Origin of the sequence: Corynebacterium humireducens NBRC 106098 = DSM 45392, from assembly GCF_000819445.1 — a bacterium.
Lineage (GTDB): Bacteria > Actinomycetota > Actinomycetes > Mycobacteriales > Mycobacteriaceae > Corynebacterium > Corynebacterium humireducens.
Genome location: NZ_CP005286.1, coordinates 1292422 through 1306410 on the forward strand (window position 1 = coordinate 1292422; position 13989 = coordinate 1306410).

14 protein-coding genes are annotated in these 13989 nt (G+C 71.2%); 12 read left to right on the plus strand and 2 right to left on the minus strand.

All coding sequences use genetic code 11. The features are described from left to right. Positions 1 to 107 precede the first annotated feature (107 nt). Both B842_RS06440 and bioD read left to right on the plus strand, forming a co-directional pair. Complete coding sequence (locus tag B842_RS06440) at positions 108 to 1346, plus strand: adenosylmethionine--8-amino-7-oxononanoate transaminase (protein ID WP_040085788.1); 1239 nt, start codon at positions 108 to 110, stop codon at positions 1344 to 1346. Further along, positions 1343 to 2008, plus strand: a complete 666-nt coding sequence (gene bioD, locus B842_RS06445; protein ID WP_052437792.1) for a dethiobiotin synthase — start codon at positions 1343 to 1345, stop codon at positions 2006 to 2008. The genes B842_RS06440 and bioD overlap by 4 nt, the downstream gene beginning before the upstream one ends. Here bioD and B842_RS06450 read toward each other — a convergent pair. Then, the gene (locus B842_RS06450) at positions 1992 to 2555 is read right to left on the minus strand and encodes a GNAT family N-acetyltransferase (RefSeq protein WP_040085789.1); all 564 of its coding nucleotides are present in this window, start codon (positions 2553 to 2555) and stop codon (positions 1992 to 1994) included. The two genes, bioD and B842_RS06450, sit on opposite strands and share 17 nt — an antisense overlap. Before the next feature lie 82 nt (positions 2556 to 2637). On the opposite strand from B842_RS06450, the gene B842_RS06455 reads away from it, so the two are divergent. The 7 genes from B842_RS06455 (at position 2638) to B842_RS06490 (ending at position 9167) form a co-directional block, all read left to right on the plus strand. Further along, on the plus strand, positions 2638 to 3402 hold the full coding sequence (locus tag B842_RS06455; RefSeq protein ID WP_052437793.1) for a sulfurtransferase: 765 nt from the start codon (positions 2638 to 2640) through the stop codon (positions 3400 to 3402). Then, a complete protein-coding gene (scpB, locus tag B842_RS06460; RefSeq protein WP_156119462.1) occupies positions 3399 to 3953 on the plus strand; it encodes an SMC-Scp complex subunit ScpB in 555 nt (184 codons plus the stop codon). Before B842_RS06455 ends, scpB begins: the two co-directional genes overlap by 4 nt. Positions 3954 to 4013: 60 nt before the next feature. Next, the gene (locus B842_RS06465; protein WP_040085791.1) at positions 4014 to 4949 is read left to right on the plus strand and encodes a pseudouridine synthase; all 936 of its coding nucleotides are present in this window, start codon (positions 4014 to 4016) and stop codon (positions 4947 to 4949) included. Positions 4950 to 4960: 11 nt separating this feature from the next. Beyond that, positions 4961 to 5641 (plus strand): (d)CMP kinase, encoded by a 681-nt coding sequence (gene cmk, locus B842_RS06470; protein WP_174520291.1) that lies wholly within the window; start codon positions 4961 to 4963, stop codon positions 5639 to 5641. Further along, positions 5638 to 7161 carry a ribosome biogenesis GTPase Der gene (der, locus tag B842_RS06475; protein WP_040085793.1) on the plus strand — a complete coding sequence of 508 codons (1524 nt, stop codon included), beginning with the start codon at positions 5638 to 5640 and terminating at the stop codon, positions 7159 to 7161. The genes cmk and der overlap by 4 nt, the downstream gene beginning before the upstream one ends. A gap of 43 nt (positions 7162 to 7204) precedes the next feature. Continuing rightward, positions 7205 to 8173, plus strand: a complete 969-nt coding sequence (locus B842_RS06480) for a hypothetical protein (RefSeq protein WP_040085794.1) — start codon at positions 7205 to 7207, stop codon at positions 8171 to 8173. 139 nt (positions 8174 to 8312) lie between these two features. Further along, positions 8313 to 9167 (plus strand): hypothetical protein, encoded by an 855-nt coding sequence (locus tag B842_RS06490; RefSeq protein ID WP_156119463.1) that lies wholly within the window; start codon positions 8313 to 8315, stop codon positions 9165 to 9167. Here B842_RS06490 and B842_RS06495 read toward each other — a convergent pair. Beyond that, positions 9164 to 9943 (minus strand): class I SAM-dependent methyltransferase, encoded by a 780-nt coding sequence (locus B842_RS06495; protein ID WP_040085797.1) that lies wholly within the window; start codon positions 9941 to 9943, stop codon positions 9164 to 9166. The two genes, B842_RS06490 and B842_RS06495, sit on opposite strands and share 4 nt — an antisense overlap. 20 nt (positions 9944 to 9963) lie before the next feature. Here B842_RS06495 and B842_RS06500 point away from each other — a divergent pair, with 20 nt between their 5' ends. Genes B842_RS06500 through B842_RS06510 form a run of 3 tightly spaced genes read left to right on the plus strand, consistent with a single transcriptional unit; the run spans position 9964 to position 13975 of the window. Then, the gene (locus tag B842_RS06500) at positions 9964 to 11412 is read left to right on the plus strand and encodes an ABC transporter transmembrane domain-containing protein (RefSeq protein ID WP_040085798.1); all 1449 of its coding nucleotides are present in this window, start codon (positions 9964 to 9966) and stop codon (positions 11410 to 11412) included. Next, positions 11412 to 13148, plus strand: coding sequence for an ABC transporter ATP-binding protein (locus B842_RS06505; RefSeq protein WP_040085799.1), 1737 nt, complete (start codon positions 11412 to 11414; stop codon positions 13146 to 13148). Before B842_RS06500 ends, B842_RS06505 begins: the two co-directional genes overlap by 1 nt. After that, positions 13145 to 13975 (plus strand): CE1 family esterase, encoded by an 831-nt coding sequence (locus B842_RS06510; protein WP_082028492.1) that lies wholly within the window; start codon positions 13145 to 13147, stop codon positions 13973 to 13975. The genes B842_RS06505 and B842_RS06510 overlap by 4 nt, the downstream gene beginning before the upstream one ends. Positions 13976 to 13989 lie beyond the last annotated feature (14 nt).

Genomic DNA, 13989 nt, shown 5'->3' on the forward strand with positions numbered 1-13989 from the left:
GCCGTGCCGCGGCGTAGTTGAACGTTGTTCAACCCTCATCGGGGGTGTCCGGGGCACGCATGATTGAATGGTGTTCAATCATGGCCCCGAACTGCAGGAGAGTCACCATGCGCCCCGCTGAGATCACTGAGATTATTGCGCTCGACCGCGCCCACGTGTGGCACCCCTATGCCCCGGCACACACCACCAACCTGCCGGTCTCCGCGACCGCGGGCATCCACCTCGAACTCGCCGACGGCCGCCGTGTCATCGACGGCATGAGCTCCTGGTGGGCCGCCATCCACGGCCACGGACACCCCGCGCTGGTGGCCGCCGCGACGGAGCAGATCGGCCGCATGAGCCACGTCATGTTCGGCGGACTCACCCACGAACCGGCCGTCACCCTCGCTGGCCGGCTCGCCGACATGACGGGCCTCCCGCACGTCTTCTTCTCCGACTCCGGCTCCGTGTCCGTCGAGGTCGCCGTCAAGATGGCCCTCCAGTACGCCCGCGGCACCGGCCACCCCGAACGCACCCGCCTGCTCACCTGGCGTTCCGGCTACCACGGCGACACCTTCGCCGCGATGAGCGTCTGCGACCCCGACGGCGGCATGCACTCCCTGTGGGAGGGCACCCTCGCCGAGCAGATCTTCGCCCCGGCCCCGCCCACCGGGGAGCCCGGCGACTACCTCACCCGCTTCGAGATGCTTGTCGACGCCTCCGTCGCCGCCGTCATCGTCGAGCCCGGCGTCCAGGGCGCCGGCGGCATGCGCTTCCACGACCCCGCCCTGCTGCGCGGGCTGCGGGACATCTGCGACCGCCACGGCATCCTGCTCATCGTCGACGAGATCGCCACGGGCTTCGGCCGGACCGGCGAGCTCTTCGTCAGCACCGGGGCCGGGGTGCGGCCCGACATCATGTGCGTGGGCAAGGCGCTGACCGGCGGATTCATGACCCTGGCCGCCACGCTGTGCACCGCCGAGGTGGCCGCGGGCATCGGCACGCTCATGCACGGACCGACCTTCATGGCCAACCCGCTCGCCTGCGCCGTCGCCACCGCCTCCCTCGACCTCATCGCCACCGGCGGGTGGCGCCGTGACGTCGCCCGCATCGAGGCCGGGCTGCGCGCCGGCCTGGCGCCCCTGCGGGAGGCCCCCGGGGTGGCCGACGTGCGGGTGCGTGGGGCGATCGGGGTCGTGGAGATGGAGCAGCCCGTGGACATGGAGGCCACCACGCAGGCCGCCCTCGCGGAGGGGGTGTGGCTGCGACCCTTCGGCCGGCTCATCTACACGATGCCGCCGTACATCTGCACCGACGACGACGTCGCGCAGATCTGCCGCGGCATCCGGGCGGCGGTGGCGGCATGATCATCGTCGTCACCGGCACCGGCACCGACGTGGGCAAGACGGTCGCCACCGCGGCCGTCGCCTCCGTGCTCCGCGACCGCGGACACACCGTGCTCCCCGTCAAGCCGGTGCAGACCGGGGAGCCGGAGGGCAGTGGGGACGTGGTGAGCGTCGAGAAGCTCACGGGGCTGCGGGGCGTGGAGCTCGCCCGCTACCCGGAGCCGCTGGCCCCGAACATCGCGGCCCGGCGCGCCGGAATGCCGCAGGTGGAGAGGGCGGACCTGGTCGCCCGGATCCGGGAGCTCGACGGGCCGGACCACACCGTGCTCGTCGAGGGGGCGGGCGGACTGCTCGTGCGCCTCGCCGACGACCTGACCATCGCCGACGTGGCCGCGGACCTGGACGCCCCGCTCCTGGTGGTGACCTCACTGGGGTTGGGCAGCCTCAACGCCGCCGAGCTGACCGTCTCGGCGGCGCACGCACGGGGCCTGCGCGTGCTGGGCCTCATCGGGGGCAGCCTCCCGGCGGAGCCGGACCTGGCCACCCGGGAGAACCTCGCCGAGCTGCCGCGTGTGACCGGGGTGCGGCTGCTCGGCTGCCTGCCCGAGTCGGCGGGCACCCTCGACCGCCGGAAGTTCGGTGAGAGTGCCCGCCGGGCGCTGGACCTCAGGGACGTGCCTTGAGGAACTCGAGGATCTCCTCCGGCAGCTCACGGTCCGCGTAGATGCGGACGTCCGGCTCGGAGGGGTCGTCGCCGGTGCCCACACGGCGCCCCTCCCACACCGGACGGAGCCCGACCTTCTCCAGGACGCGGGCCGAGGCCGGGTGGTTGGTGGTGATGCGCGCGGTGACCGGGGTGTCCGGGTCGAGGCGCCGCGCCGCCTTGAGGGCGGCCTCCGAGACCTCGGTGGCGAAGCCGTTGCCCCACTTCTCGGGGCGGAAACGGTACTTGAGGTCCCACACGCGGCCGTCGACAAGTTCGATGCCGCCGACGCCGATGAACTCGGTCGGCTGGTCGCGCATGTAGACGCCCCACGGGCCGAGGCCCTTCGCGGCCCAGGACGCCTGGGTGCGGCCGATGAGCTGGTGGGTCTCTTTGACCGTCTCGTGACGGGCCTGCGGGCGGTGCTCCCAGATGCGCTTGTCGCTGTAGACCTTGTAGGCCTCGGCGTCGTGACGCGCGCTCAGGGGCATGAGGATGAGTCGTTCGGTTCTCGTGACAGTAGCCATGCGGCGATGTTACACAGATCACATTTCTACGTACAGCTTTTCCGGTGACTTTTTCGGCGGCATTTTTCCTACACTGGCACTCATGAACCCGCTGATCTCCGTCGATGAACTGGTCACGCTGCGTGAATGGAGCGATCCGGTCGTCCTCTGCGCCTCCATGGGGCCGACCCCGCCCACCCACGGCATCCCCGGTTCCCACCTGGCCGACCTGGAGGGGGACTTCTCCGACCCCACCGACCCGCTGCCACACACCGTCCCCGCGGACCTGACAGCGCTCTTCGCCTCCTACGGCGTCTCCGACGGCACGCCCGTCGTGGTCTACGACGACCAGGGAGGGGCGACCGCGCCCCGCGTGTGGTGGCTCGCGCAGGTCGCGGGCGTCCGGGCGCGCGTCCTCGACGGGGGACTGCCCGCCTGGCGGGCCGCCGGCCACGACGTGGCGGAACTCCTCGCCCCGACCACGCGGGGCACCCTCACCGCCGCGACCCGCCCGGAACTGCTCCGCGACAGGTCCCAGGTGGAGTCGGACGGTCGACTCGTCGTCGACGCCCGCTCCGCCGGCCGTTTCGCCGGCACCGAGCCGGAGCCGCGTCCCGGCCTGCGCTCCGGGCACATCCCGGGCGCCGTCAACCTGCCCTTCACCGAGGTCTACGACGACACCGGCCGCATGCGTCCTGCCGCTGAGCTGCAGGAACTCTTCCGTGAGCGGGTGGGGGAGCGCACCGACCTCACCTTCTCCTGCGGCTCCGGGGTGACCGCCTGCGTCGACGCCCTCGCCGCCACCGTCGCCGGCTACGAGGACCTCGCGGTCTACGAGGGCTCCTGGTCGGAGTGGGGGCGCCTGTGACGCCGCTGCCGCTGATCAGCCAGCTGCGCTCGCGCCTGGAGTCGGTGCTGCTGGTCCTCGACTCACCGGCCACGGCGGCGACCCTCGCGCGGGCGCTCGACACCGAGGAGGCTGCCGTGCAGGACCTGCTGCGCACCGTCGCCGCGGAGTTCGACGAGCGTGGCTCCGGCTTCGACCTGCGCGAGTCGGAGGACGGCTGGCGCCTGTACACCCGGCCGGCGAATGCGCCCGCCGTGGAGCAGTTCCTCCTCGACGGCTCCCAGACCCGGCTCTCCCGCGCCGCCCTGGAGACCCTGGCGGTGGTGGCCTACCGGCAGCCGGCGACCCGTTCGCAGATCTCCGCCGTGCGCGGCGTCAACGTCGACGGCGTCATGCGCACCCTCCAGCTGCGCGGTCTCATCCGGGAGGTGGACGTCGAGCCGGGCACCGGCGCGCACCGCTACGAGACGACCGGACTCTTCCTCGAACTGCTGGGCATCGACTCGCTGGACAGGCTCCCGGACCTGGCCCCGCTGCTGCCCGACGTCGAGTCCATCGACGAGGAGTTTTAGGGGTTCGTCCGCTAAAGTGGAGCGGAACCAATTTCATACCCCAGATAGGACACGATTCACGTGACCCCACCCGCTCGCCGTGACGGCACACCGGACAAGGACCAGCAGCCCAGGAAGCTGCGGGCCTCCGAGATTCCGCTGTCCAACGCCCGTCCCGCCCGCCGTCAGAACGTCTCGCCCGGGCAGCGCCGGGCCTCCGCCCGCTCCGTCGCCGAGAGCCTCGGGGCCGACTGGCTCTACGAGGGGGACGCCCCCGCCACCGGAGACGGCGTCCGCCTGCAGAAGGTGCTCGCCCAGGCCGGCGTCGCCTCCCGACGTCACGCCGAGGTCCTCATCGACAAGGGCCGCGTCGAGGTCAACGGGAAGATCGTGACCAAGCAGGGCATGCGCGTCAACCCGAACGTCGACGTCATCCGCGTCGACGGCGTGCGCATCCACGTCAACGAGGACCTCGAGTACTTCATCCTCAACAAGCCGCGGGGCGTGCTGTCGACCATGTCCGACGACGAGGGCCGCCTGTGCGTCGGTGACATCGTCGCCGAGAAGATCGCCTCCGGCCAGCGCCTCTTCCACGTCGGCCGCCTCGACTCCGACACCGAGGGCCTGCTGCTGCTCACCAACGACGGTGAGCTGGCCAACCGCCTCATGCACCCGCGCTACGAGGTCTCCAAGACCTACCTGGCCACCGTGCAGGGCGAGGCCGACCGTCGCCTCATCACCACCCTGAAGAAGGGCGTCGAGCTGGAGGACGGCCCCGCGAAGGCCGACTACGTGCAGATCATCGACACCCACGAGGGCGAGTCGCTCATCAAGATCGAGCTGCACGAGGGCCGCAAGCACATCGTGCGCCGCATGCTCAAGGCCGCCGGTTTCCCGGTCCAGCGTCTGGTGCGCACCAAGATCCACACCGTGCAGCTGGGCGAGCAGAAGCCCGGCTCCCTGCGCGCCCTCAACAACTCCGAACTGACCTCCCTGTTCAAGGCGGTGGAACTGTGACCCTCAGCAACATGCCCGACGGCGGACTGATCCTGGCCGTCGACGGTCCCTCCGGCACCGGCAAGTCGACGACCTGCCGCGCGCTGGCCAAGCGTCTCGACGCCAAGTACGTCGACACCGGCGCCATGTACCGCGTCGCCACCCTCGCGGTGCTCCGCGCGGGCGTCGACCCGCAGGACACCGCCGCCGTCATCGAGGCGACCCGTGACCTGCCGCTGTCCGTCAACGACGACCCGGACTCCACCGAGGTGCTTCTCGACGGCGAGAACGTGGCCGCCGAGATCCGCGAACGTGAGGTCACGCAGAACGTCTCCGCCGTCTCCGCCGTGCCCGAGGTCCGGGAGAACCTCGTCGCCCTGCAGCGCCGCCTCGCCGCCGACGCGCACCGCGCCATCGTCGAGGGACGCGACATCGGCACCGTCGTGCTTGCCGACGCCCCCGCCAAGGCCTACCTCACCGCCTCCGCGGAGGTCCGGGCCCGGCGCCGCTACAACCAGGACCGCTCCGCCGGCCGGGAGGCGGACTTCGCCACCGTGCTCGCTGACGTCATCCGCCGTGACGAGCTCGACTCCTCCCGCGCCACCTCGCCCCTGCGCCCCGCCGAGGACGCCCACATCATCGACACCTCCGAGATGACCCTCGACCAGGTGCTCGAGACCCTCATCAACATCGTGAAGGAGTCAGACCGATGACCGAAGAGAACATGCCTGAGGAGCAGGAGACCGAGTTCGTCTTCCCCGGCGAGCACGACATCGACGAGTCCGAGCTCACCGACGCCGAGCAGTGGTCCGCGGAGGACTTCGACACCGAGGACTTCGACTTCGACGACATGACCGAGGAGGAGTGGGCCGCCCTCGAGGCCCGCCTGGGCATCGAGCACCGGGAGCACCTCGAGGAGGAGCTGTGCACCGTCGCCATCGTCGGCCGGCCCAACGTCGGTAAGTCGACGCTGGTCAACCGCTTCCTGGGGCGTCGTGAAGCAGTCGTCGAGGACTTCCCGGGCGTGACCCGCGACCGCATCTCCTACCTCGCGGAGTGGGGCGGACGCCGTTACTTCGTGCAGGACACCGGCGGCTGGGACCCCAACGTCAAGGGCATCCACGCCGCCATCGCGCGGCAGGCCGAGGTCGCGATGGAGACTGCCGACGTCGTCGTCATGGTCGTCGACACCAAGGTCGGAATCACCGAGACCGACGCCGTCATGGCCAAGCGCCTGCAGAAGTCGAAGGTCCCCGTGATCCTCGTGGCGAACAAGTTCGACTCGGACTCCATGTACGCCGACATGGCGGAGTTCTACGCCCTCGGCCTCGGCGACCCGTGGCCGGTGTCCGCACTCCACGGCCGCGGCGGCGCCGACGTCCTCGACGAGGTGCTGCGTCTGTTTCCGCAGAAGCCGCGCGCCACCTCGATCACGGAGGGGCCGCGCCGTGTGGCGCTCGTCGGCAAGCCGAACGTGGGCAAGTCCTCCCTGCTGAACAAGGTGTCCAAGGAGGAGCGCTCCGTCGTCGACAACGTGCCCGGCACCACCGTCGACCCGGTCGACTCCCTGGTCCAGCTGGACCAGAAGCTGTGGCGCTTCGTCGACACCGCCGGTCTGCGCAAGAAGGTGAAGACGGCGCAGGGCCACGAGTTCTACGCCTCCCTGCGCACCCGCGCCGCGATCGACGCCTCCGAGGTCTGCGTCATGCTCATCGACGCCTCCGAGCCGATCTCCGAGCAGGACCAGCGCGTCCTGTCGATGGTGCTCGAGTCCGGCAAGGCCCTGGTCATCGCGTTCAACAAGTGGGACCTCATGGACGAGGACCGCCGCGACGAACTCGACCGCGAGATCGACCAGCAGCTCACCCACCTCCCGTGGGTGACCCGCATCAACATCTCCGCGAAGACGGGCCGCGCCCTGCAGCGCCTCGAGCCCGCCATGATCGAGGCCCTCGAGAGCTGGGACAAGCGCATCTCCACCGGCCAGCTCAACAACTGGCTGCGTGAGGCCATCGCCGCGAACCCGCCGCCGATGAAGGCCGGCCGCCTGCCGCGCGTCCTGTTCGCCACCCAGGCGTCGACCCGCCCGCCGGTCATCGTGCTGTTCACCACCGGCTTCCTAGACGCCGGCTACCGCCGTTACCTGGAGCGCAAGTTCCGTGAGCGTTTCGGCTTCCACGGCTCCCCGGTGCGCATCGCCGTGCGCGTGCGGGAGCGCCGCACCCGAAAGTAGGGTTTCCGCGGAAAACAAGGACGCGGCGGAATAGACTCAGGTCATGAGCCTCTTCCGCCGCGTCCTCGCCGTTCCGGCGGTTGCCGTGCTGCTCGTCTCCTGCACCCCCGGGGACGGTGGGGAGGTGGTGGTCACCGAGGTGGTGACGGTGACGGACCAGGGACCCGCCCCGACCACCGGCGCAGATCCGACACCGGACCCGGTGACCGGGAAAGCCCGCGACTCCGTCCCGGGGGCGTTGTACCGGGAGGTGTCCGCAGAGCCCTTCCTCCGCGACCGGGGACACTCCCTGTCCTCCTCCGACGGGGTCACCGAGTGCGACGTGTGGCCCGCCCCCGGCGGGAGGGGCGGGAGCCTCGATCCGCGGAGCGGGGAGTGCTACTCCTGGAGCCTCGGCCGTGACTACGAGTCGCTCATCGTCTTCTCGCAGTCCGGGGACGGGCAGTTCTCCCACGACACGAGCCCCTCGAGGCCCCAGCGGTGGGGCAACAGCTACCACCGGCTGGAACCCGGCGAGCTGGTCCGCTTCGGCCCCCTCACCTGCGTGAGCCCCCGCCACAACTCACTGGCGTGCTTCGACGCCTACGGGTCCGAGGGGTTCGAGCTGGCCGACGAGAACTACCGCCGGTTCGACTGGGACCTGCCCGTGGACATCCTCACCCACCGCGACGGGACCCGCGAGATCATCGGCGAACTGATGCGGCTGGACTTCGACAACGGCGGCCACGTCTTCTGCGACCACAACGGGAACTACGTCAACTGCGGCGGGGCCCGAGGCCTGGACTTCCCTCCCCGGTCGAACTCCGTGACCTTCCTGCGTGGCCAGGTGGACAGCGACGGACCCGGTGACATGGGGGAGTTCCAGTCCCAGGCGCAGGGGGCGGGGAAGGGCCAGTTCCTGTTCGAGGGGCTGTGGGTGGAGAACACCGGCACCCGGGCGATCTTCACCACCCCGGAGGGCCGGAACTTCTGGGTCGGCATCGACGGCTTCGGCGACGGCCGGGGAGACTAGGCTCAGGAGAATGAGGTTGCGTACATCGGTGGTGGGAGTCCTGGCCGCGGGAGCCCTGTTCCTGGCGGGCTGTGCACAGGAGGGCGAGCGAGAGGTCGTGGTGGTCACCGAGGTGGTCACCGAGTAGGCTGAGAGCACCGTGCCCGAGTCCACGCCCGAGTCGACGCCGCGCGGGGCACCGCCGGCTGCACCGCGGTTCACGCTCGTGCGCGATCACCGGCCGTTCACCGACGGCTCGGACACGTATCTCTTCCGGACCGTCAGCGGTGACATCACCTGCCAGATGCTCGACGACGCTGCCGCTCCCGCCTACGGGTGGGTGGGCGGCTGCGTGAACGGGCGGGTGGACGCTCCGCGGGGTGCGACCGTCATGTTCTCGACGGACAGTGGGTCGTCGGTCTGGGAGCTGCCGGACGGGGGCTACCCCGGCTTCTTCTTCGGCAGCAACGGGGCACCTGTCCTGCAGCCCGGCGAGGTGCTCGACCGGGGAGCCGCCGCCTGTTTCGCCCCGGATGAGGACTCCCTCGGGTGCGTCAACCTGCGCGACCAGGAGGGCTTCCTCATCTCCGGTCCGGACGTGCGCCGCTTCGGGGCGGGCGACTACCCGGAGATCTTCGGCCGCGACGGCGTGATGGACGTCATCGCCCCGTACGTCCGCCTCCAGTTCACCAACGGAGGCTCGGTGATCTGCTACGAGTCGCGCAACGACGGTCTGTACACGTGCGGCGACGCCCTCGACCTCGACTTCCCCCTCATGGACGGGGTCGACATGCAGTCCAACGCCGTGTTCTTCGACGTCAGCGGCGCCACGCCCGTCATCCACGGCCACAACGCGTCGAACGTCGGCCAGGCGGGGGAGAACGCGCAGACCGTCACCCGCGGCACCTACGCCCACTACGGGCACCTCATCGACCACGACGGGAGTCGGGCGACGTTCACCACGCCGCAGGGCGGCACGTTCTGGGTGGGCGTCGACGGGTTCGGCGTGGGCTAACGCTCCAGCACGAACGCGTCCGTGCGGTAGGGGACCGGCAGCAGCTGCCCCTCCTGGAACTCCAGCCGGTCGAAGAGGTACCAGCGCAGGTTCTCCGTCATGCGTTCCCGCACGGCCGGGCCCGACTTCAGCCAGTAGGAGCGGGTGGCCATGAGGTCGAAGAGCTGGCCGGTGCGCAGGTGCTGCACCCAGCCGGTGCGCAGTTCCCGGGTGATCCGCCACGGTGCGTGCACCGCCGGGAGGAAGCCGGGGCGCTGGATGTCGCCTGAGTGCATGATGCGGGCCAGCCGCAGGATCCACGGGTGAGAGACGTCGAGGTTGTTCCACACCAGCACCACCCGCCCGCCGGGGCGCACCACCCGGTCGAGCTCCCGGCAGGCCTCGGCGGCGTCGACCCAGTGCCAGGTCTGGGCGCAGGTGACGGCGTCGACGCTGCCCTCCCGCAGCGCGGTCGCCTCGGCGGTGGCCCGCCACACGGGGACGTCGAGGCGGGAGCGCAGCACACGCACCATGTCGGCCGACGGGTCGGAGGCCAGCACGTCATGGCCCGCGGCGACGAGCGCGGCGGTGAGTTTGCCGGTGCCGGCGCCGAGGTCGGCGACGGTCCGGTGGGCGTCGAGAAGCTCGAGGACCGCGGGCGGGTAGCCGGGCCGGACGTCGTCGTAGGTGTCCGCGCCCGTGCGGAAGGCCCAGGCGGACTCCCGCCGGTGGGCGGCGTCGGCGAACTCCGGGGTGTCCTTTGTGGAGGCCTTGCGGAAGGCGGGGGAAACTGTCACGACAAGTAAGATAGCGGATCATGACACGACTTCCTGCGGCCGATGACCCGCGTTGGCTGCCCAAGACCGTGTTGTCCCGTTGGCGCTGGACTGTGCCCGCGGGCGTCCTCATGGCGGTCAGCTTCCTGTCCAACGGTCTGTCCCCCGTGATCATCGGCCGGGCCATCGACGAGGCGGTCGCGGACCTCGACCTCCGCCGTCTGCTCACCTGGATCGGCGTGCTGGCCGGGACCTTCGCGGCGGGCATGGTGGCCAGCTGGTTCGGCCGGCGTCTGCTCAACCGCTCGATCCTGGTCATCGGGCACGACCTGCGCATGGAGGTCACCGACCGCATCCAGCATCCCCGCGGCGTCGGCGGGCGGCGCCGCACGGCGGGGGAACTGCTGTCGGTCGCGTCCTCCGACACCCAGCGTGTCGCGGACGCCGTCATCATGGTCGTCTTCCCCGTCGCCGAGGTGGCGTCGGTGCTCTACGTGGGCGTCATGATGCTGACGATCAGCGTGCCGCTGGGGGTGGCGGTGCTCATCGGCGGTCCGCTGCTCGTGTGGATCGCGCTGCTGGCCGCCGGGCCGCTGCGCCGCCGCTCGGGCAGGCGGCAGGCGGCCCTCGCACGGGCGGCCGCGACGGCCACCGACGTGGTACAGGGGCTGCGGATCATCAAGGGGCTCGGCGCGGTGGACACCGTGCGCGGCCGCTACACCGACGTCTCCCACGACGCCTACCGACGCACCGTCGACGCCAACCTCGCCCAGGCCCGCCTCAACGCCGTCACCGAGATCTCCGGCGCGCTCTACGTCATCGCCGTGGCCGTCGCCGCGGCGTGGCTGGCGCTGCAGGGGCGGATGAGCATCGGTGAGCTCATCACCGCGATCGGCCTGACGCAGTTCGTCATCATGCCGATGACGATGCTGGGCCGGAACATCGCCTCCCGGTGGGCGGCCGCCCAGGCCTCCGCCGCCCGCATCCGCGAGGTGCTCTCCGCGCCCTTCGCCCTCGACGAGGAGCGCACCACCGTCCCGGACCTGCCGCCGGGCCTGACGGTGGTCACGGATTCCGCGCCCGGGGAGAGGATCATCCTCGCTCCGCGGGACCGGGTGATCGTCGCCCCGCGGTCGGCGGACCTGTTCGACGGTTCCGTGCTGGACAACGTCCACCCCGATCCCGCCCGGGCCCGGGCCGCCCTCCACTGCGCGGCGGTGGAGGACATCCCCGGGGGACCGGAGCGTGAGGTGGGGGAGAACGGACGCAATCTCTCCGGCGGGCAGCGGCAGCGCGTGGCCCTGGCACGCGCCCTCGCCGCCGACGCGGAGGTGCTCGTGCTGCACGACCCGACCACGGCCGTCGACTCGGTGACCGAGGCCCGGATCAGCGAGCGTGTCGCCACCAGCCGGCGGGGGCGGACCACCGTCATCTACACCGACGCCCCGGCCTGGAAGGCCGTCGCCGACCGTGTGCAGGAGGTGCTCTGATGCGTTTCCCCCTCGCGGATCTCCCGCAGGTCCGGCGTGAGGTCGGCCGGCAGATCGCCCGGGTGCCCGGCGCGCGTCGCCAGGCGGTGACCGCCCTGCTCCTGCTCAGCCTGGGGGCGGCGGCGACGGTCGCGGTGCCCTGGCAGCTGGGCCGGATCGTCGACACCGTCATCGGCGACGGTTCGCTCGTCTCCGCGGTGCTCGGTCTGGTGGCGGCCGCCGTCACGGGGGCCGGGTTCAGCGCCGCCGGTTTCTACCTGGTGTCGCAGCTGAGTGAGCGCGTCATCGCGCACCTGCGGGAGGAGATGGTCGGCGCCGCCCTGGGGCTTCCCGTCCACCGTGTCGAGGACGCCGGCACCGGCGACCTGGTCTCCCGCTCGACGGATGACGTGGCGGTGCTCTCCTCCGCGGTCACCGAGACCGTGCCCGTCCTCAGCAGCTCGATCTTCACGGTCCTGGCCACGTCGGTGGCGTTGGTGAGCCTGAACTGGCGTTTCCTGCTAGTTGTCGTGGTGGTCACCCCGGTCTACGTCCTCGCGTCCCGCCGCTACCTGGCCGTCGCGCCGCAACGGTACGCGGCGGAGCGGGCCTCTATGGCCGACCGCGCCCGCCGGCTCCTGGAGGCGATCCACGGCCGCGCCACCGTCCGGGCCTACCGCATGGAGGAGGAGATGCACGAGCGCATCCGCGTCACCTCTCAGGCGGTGGTGGACCACGGCTTCTCCGCGCGTGTGACCATGATCGTGCTGCAGGTGTGGCTGGCGGTGGGTGAATTCCTCATCCTCTCCGGCGGTCTGCTCGTCGGGTACCTGGCAGTGCAGGAGGGCTCCCTGTCGGTCGGTGCCGTCACCGCCGCGATGCTCATGCTCATCCGTCTGCGTGGCCCGCTGATGATGTTCATGCGCGTGCTCGACTCCGTGCAGTCCGGCTACGCCTCGCTCTCCCGCATCGTCGGCGTGGTCGGGGACCCGCCCGCCCCGGTGGCGGACTCCGGGGCGCCGGCGCCGCACGGTGAGGTGGTGATGCGCGACGTCCGCTTCTCCTACGGCGGCGACTGGGCGGTGCAGGACCTCAACCTGCAGATCCGCCCGGGTGAGACCGTCGCGTTGGTGGGGGCGTCCGGTGCGGGCAAGACCACCGTCGCGGCGCTCCTCGCCGGGCTGCGGGTCCCGGACGAGGGTTCGGTCACCGTCGACGGCGTGGAGGTGTCGGCGCTCTCCGACGCCGAGCGCGTCGCCCGCCTGGCCATGATCTCCCAGGACGTCCACGTCTTCTCCGGCACGCTGCGGGAGGACCTCACCCTGGCGAGGCCGGGGGCCACCGACGAGGAGCTTCTCGACGCCCTCGCCCGCGTCCACGCCGACTGGTTCCACGACCTGACCGACGGGCTCGACACCGAGGTCGGGGCCCGCGGGCACCAGCTCGGCCCCGTCGAGGCGCAGCAGCTGGCCCTGGCCCGCATCCTGCTGCTCGACCCGAAGGTCGTGGTGATGGACGAGGCCACGGCCGAGTCCGGTTCCGCCGGGGCAGGCGACCTCGAGGCCGCCGCGGAGGAGGTCACCCGGGGCCGCTCCGCCCTGGTGGTGGCGCACCGCCTCGACCAGGCCGCGCGCGCCGACCAGGTGCTGGTCATGGAGCAGGGGGAGGTCGTCGAGTGCGGCACCCACGAGGAGCTCGTCGCCGCCGGCGGGCGCTACACCGACCTGTGGTCCGCGTGGACGAGGGGGCGGGCATGAGGCTGCTGATCCTGCTGCTCTCCGCCCTCCTGCTGGTCGGCTGTACGGCGGAGGGGGAGGGGGCGGTCCCGCCGACGTCGAGAAGCGTCGGTGCCCCGCAGAAGACGGTGACGGGCACGCTCACCGTCGACGGACGGGAACGCACGTACCGCGTCTCGACGCCCGAGGGATTCCACCGCGGCCGCCAGTGGCCGGTGGTGTACGCCTTCCACGGGTGGGGCGAGACCGCGGAGTCCATGGAGCAGACGACGAAGCTGGACAGCGCGCGGGCGATCGTGGTCTACCCGCAGGGCGTGGCCAACGCCTGGGCGCCGGCCCCCTACGCGGAGACCTCCGGGGAGGAGGACATCGGCTTCGTGCGGACGCTGGTGCACACCATCGCGGAGGACTACCCGGTGGACCGGTCCCGGATCTTCGCCACGGGGTTCTCCAACGGGGGTGGCTTCGCCGCCTACCTGAGCTGCCAGCTGCCCACCACCTTCCACGCCGTCGCCCCGGTGGGGGCGGCGTACTACGAGGCGACCCACGCGGCCTGCGCCGAGGAACCCGTCGCCCGGCTGGACATCCACGGCACGCACGACACCGTCGTCGGGTACCACGGCGGCACCCGTCACGGGGAGCGTTACGAGTCGGTGCCGGACGTCCTCGAGGGGGTGGCGCGCCGCAACGGCTGTGAGCGTTCGACGATGACCCGCAACGGGCAGACCGTCATCGCCCAGCACTGGCAGGGCTGCGCACTGCCGCTCGTGCATCTGCGGGTCGGAGGCGGCGACCACACGTGGCCGACACTTGCGACGAAGGAGATACGTTCCTTCTTCGGCGTGTAGCGTGGGGCCCATGA

Bases quoted from the DNA above. Each gene is read 5' to 3' on its own strand.
- der (WP_040085793.1), top strand. From the start codon at position 5,638: ATGACCGAAGAGAACATGCCTGAGGAGCAGGAGACCGAGTTCGTCTTC.
- B842_RS06500 (WP_040085798.1), top strand. From the start codon at position 9,964: ATGACACGACTTCCTGCGGCCGATGACCCGCGTTGGCTGCCCAAGACC.
- B842_RS06450 (WP_040085789.1), bottom strand. From the start codon at position 2,555: ATGGCTACTGTCACGAGAACCGAACGACTCATCCTCATGCCCCTGAGC.
- B842_RS06440 (WP_040085788.1), top strand. From the start codon at position 108: ATGCGCCCCGCTGAGATCACTGAGATTATTGCGCTCGACCGCGCCCAC.
- bioD (WP_052437792.1), top strand. From the start codon at position 1,343: ATGATCATCGTCGTCACCGGCACCGGCACCGACGTGGGCAAGACGGTC.
- B842_RS06455 (WP_052437793.1), top strand. From the start codon at position 2,638: ATGAACCCGCTGATCTCCGTCGATGAACTGGTCACGCTGCGTGAATGG.
- B842_RS06510 (WP_082028492.1), top strand. From the start codon at position 13,145: ATGAGGCTGCTGATCCTGCTGCTCTCCGCCCTCCTGCTGGTCGGCTGT.
- cmk (WP_174520291.1), top strand. From the start codon at position 4,961: ATGCCCGACGGCGGACTGATCCTGGCCGTCGACGGTCCCTCCGGCACC.
- B842_RS06480 (WP_040085794.1), top strand. From the start codon at position 7,205: ATGAGCCTCTTCCGCCGCGTCCTCGCCGTTCCGGCGGTTGCCGTGCTG.
- B842_RS06505 (WP_040085799.1), top strand. From the start codon at position 11,412: ATGCGTTTCCCCCTCGCGGATCTCCCGCAGGTCCGGCGTGAGGTCGGC.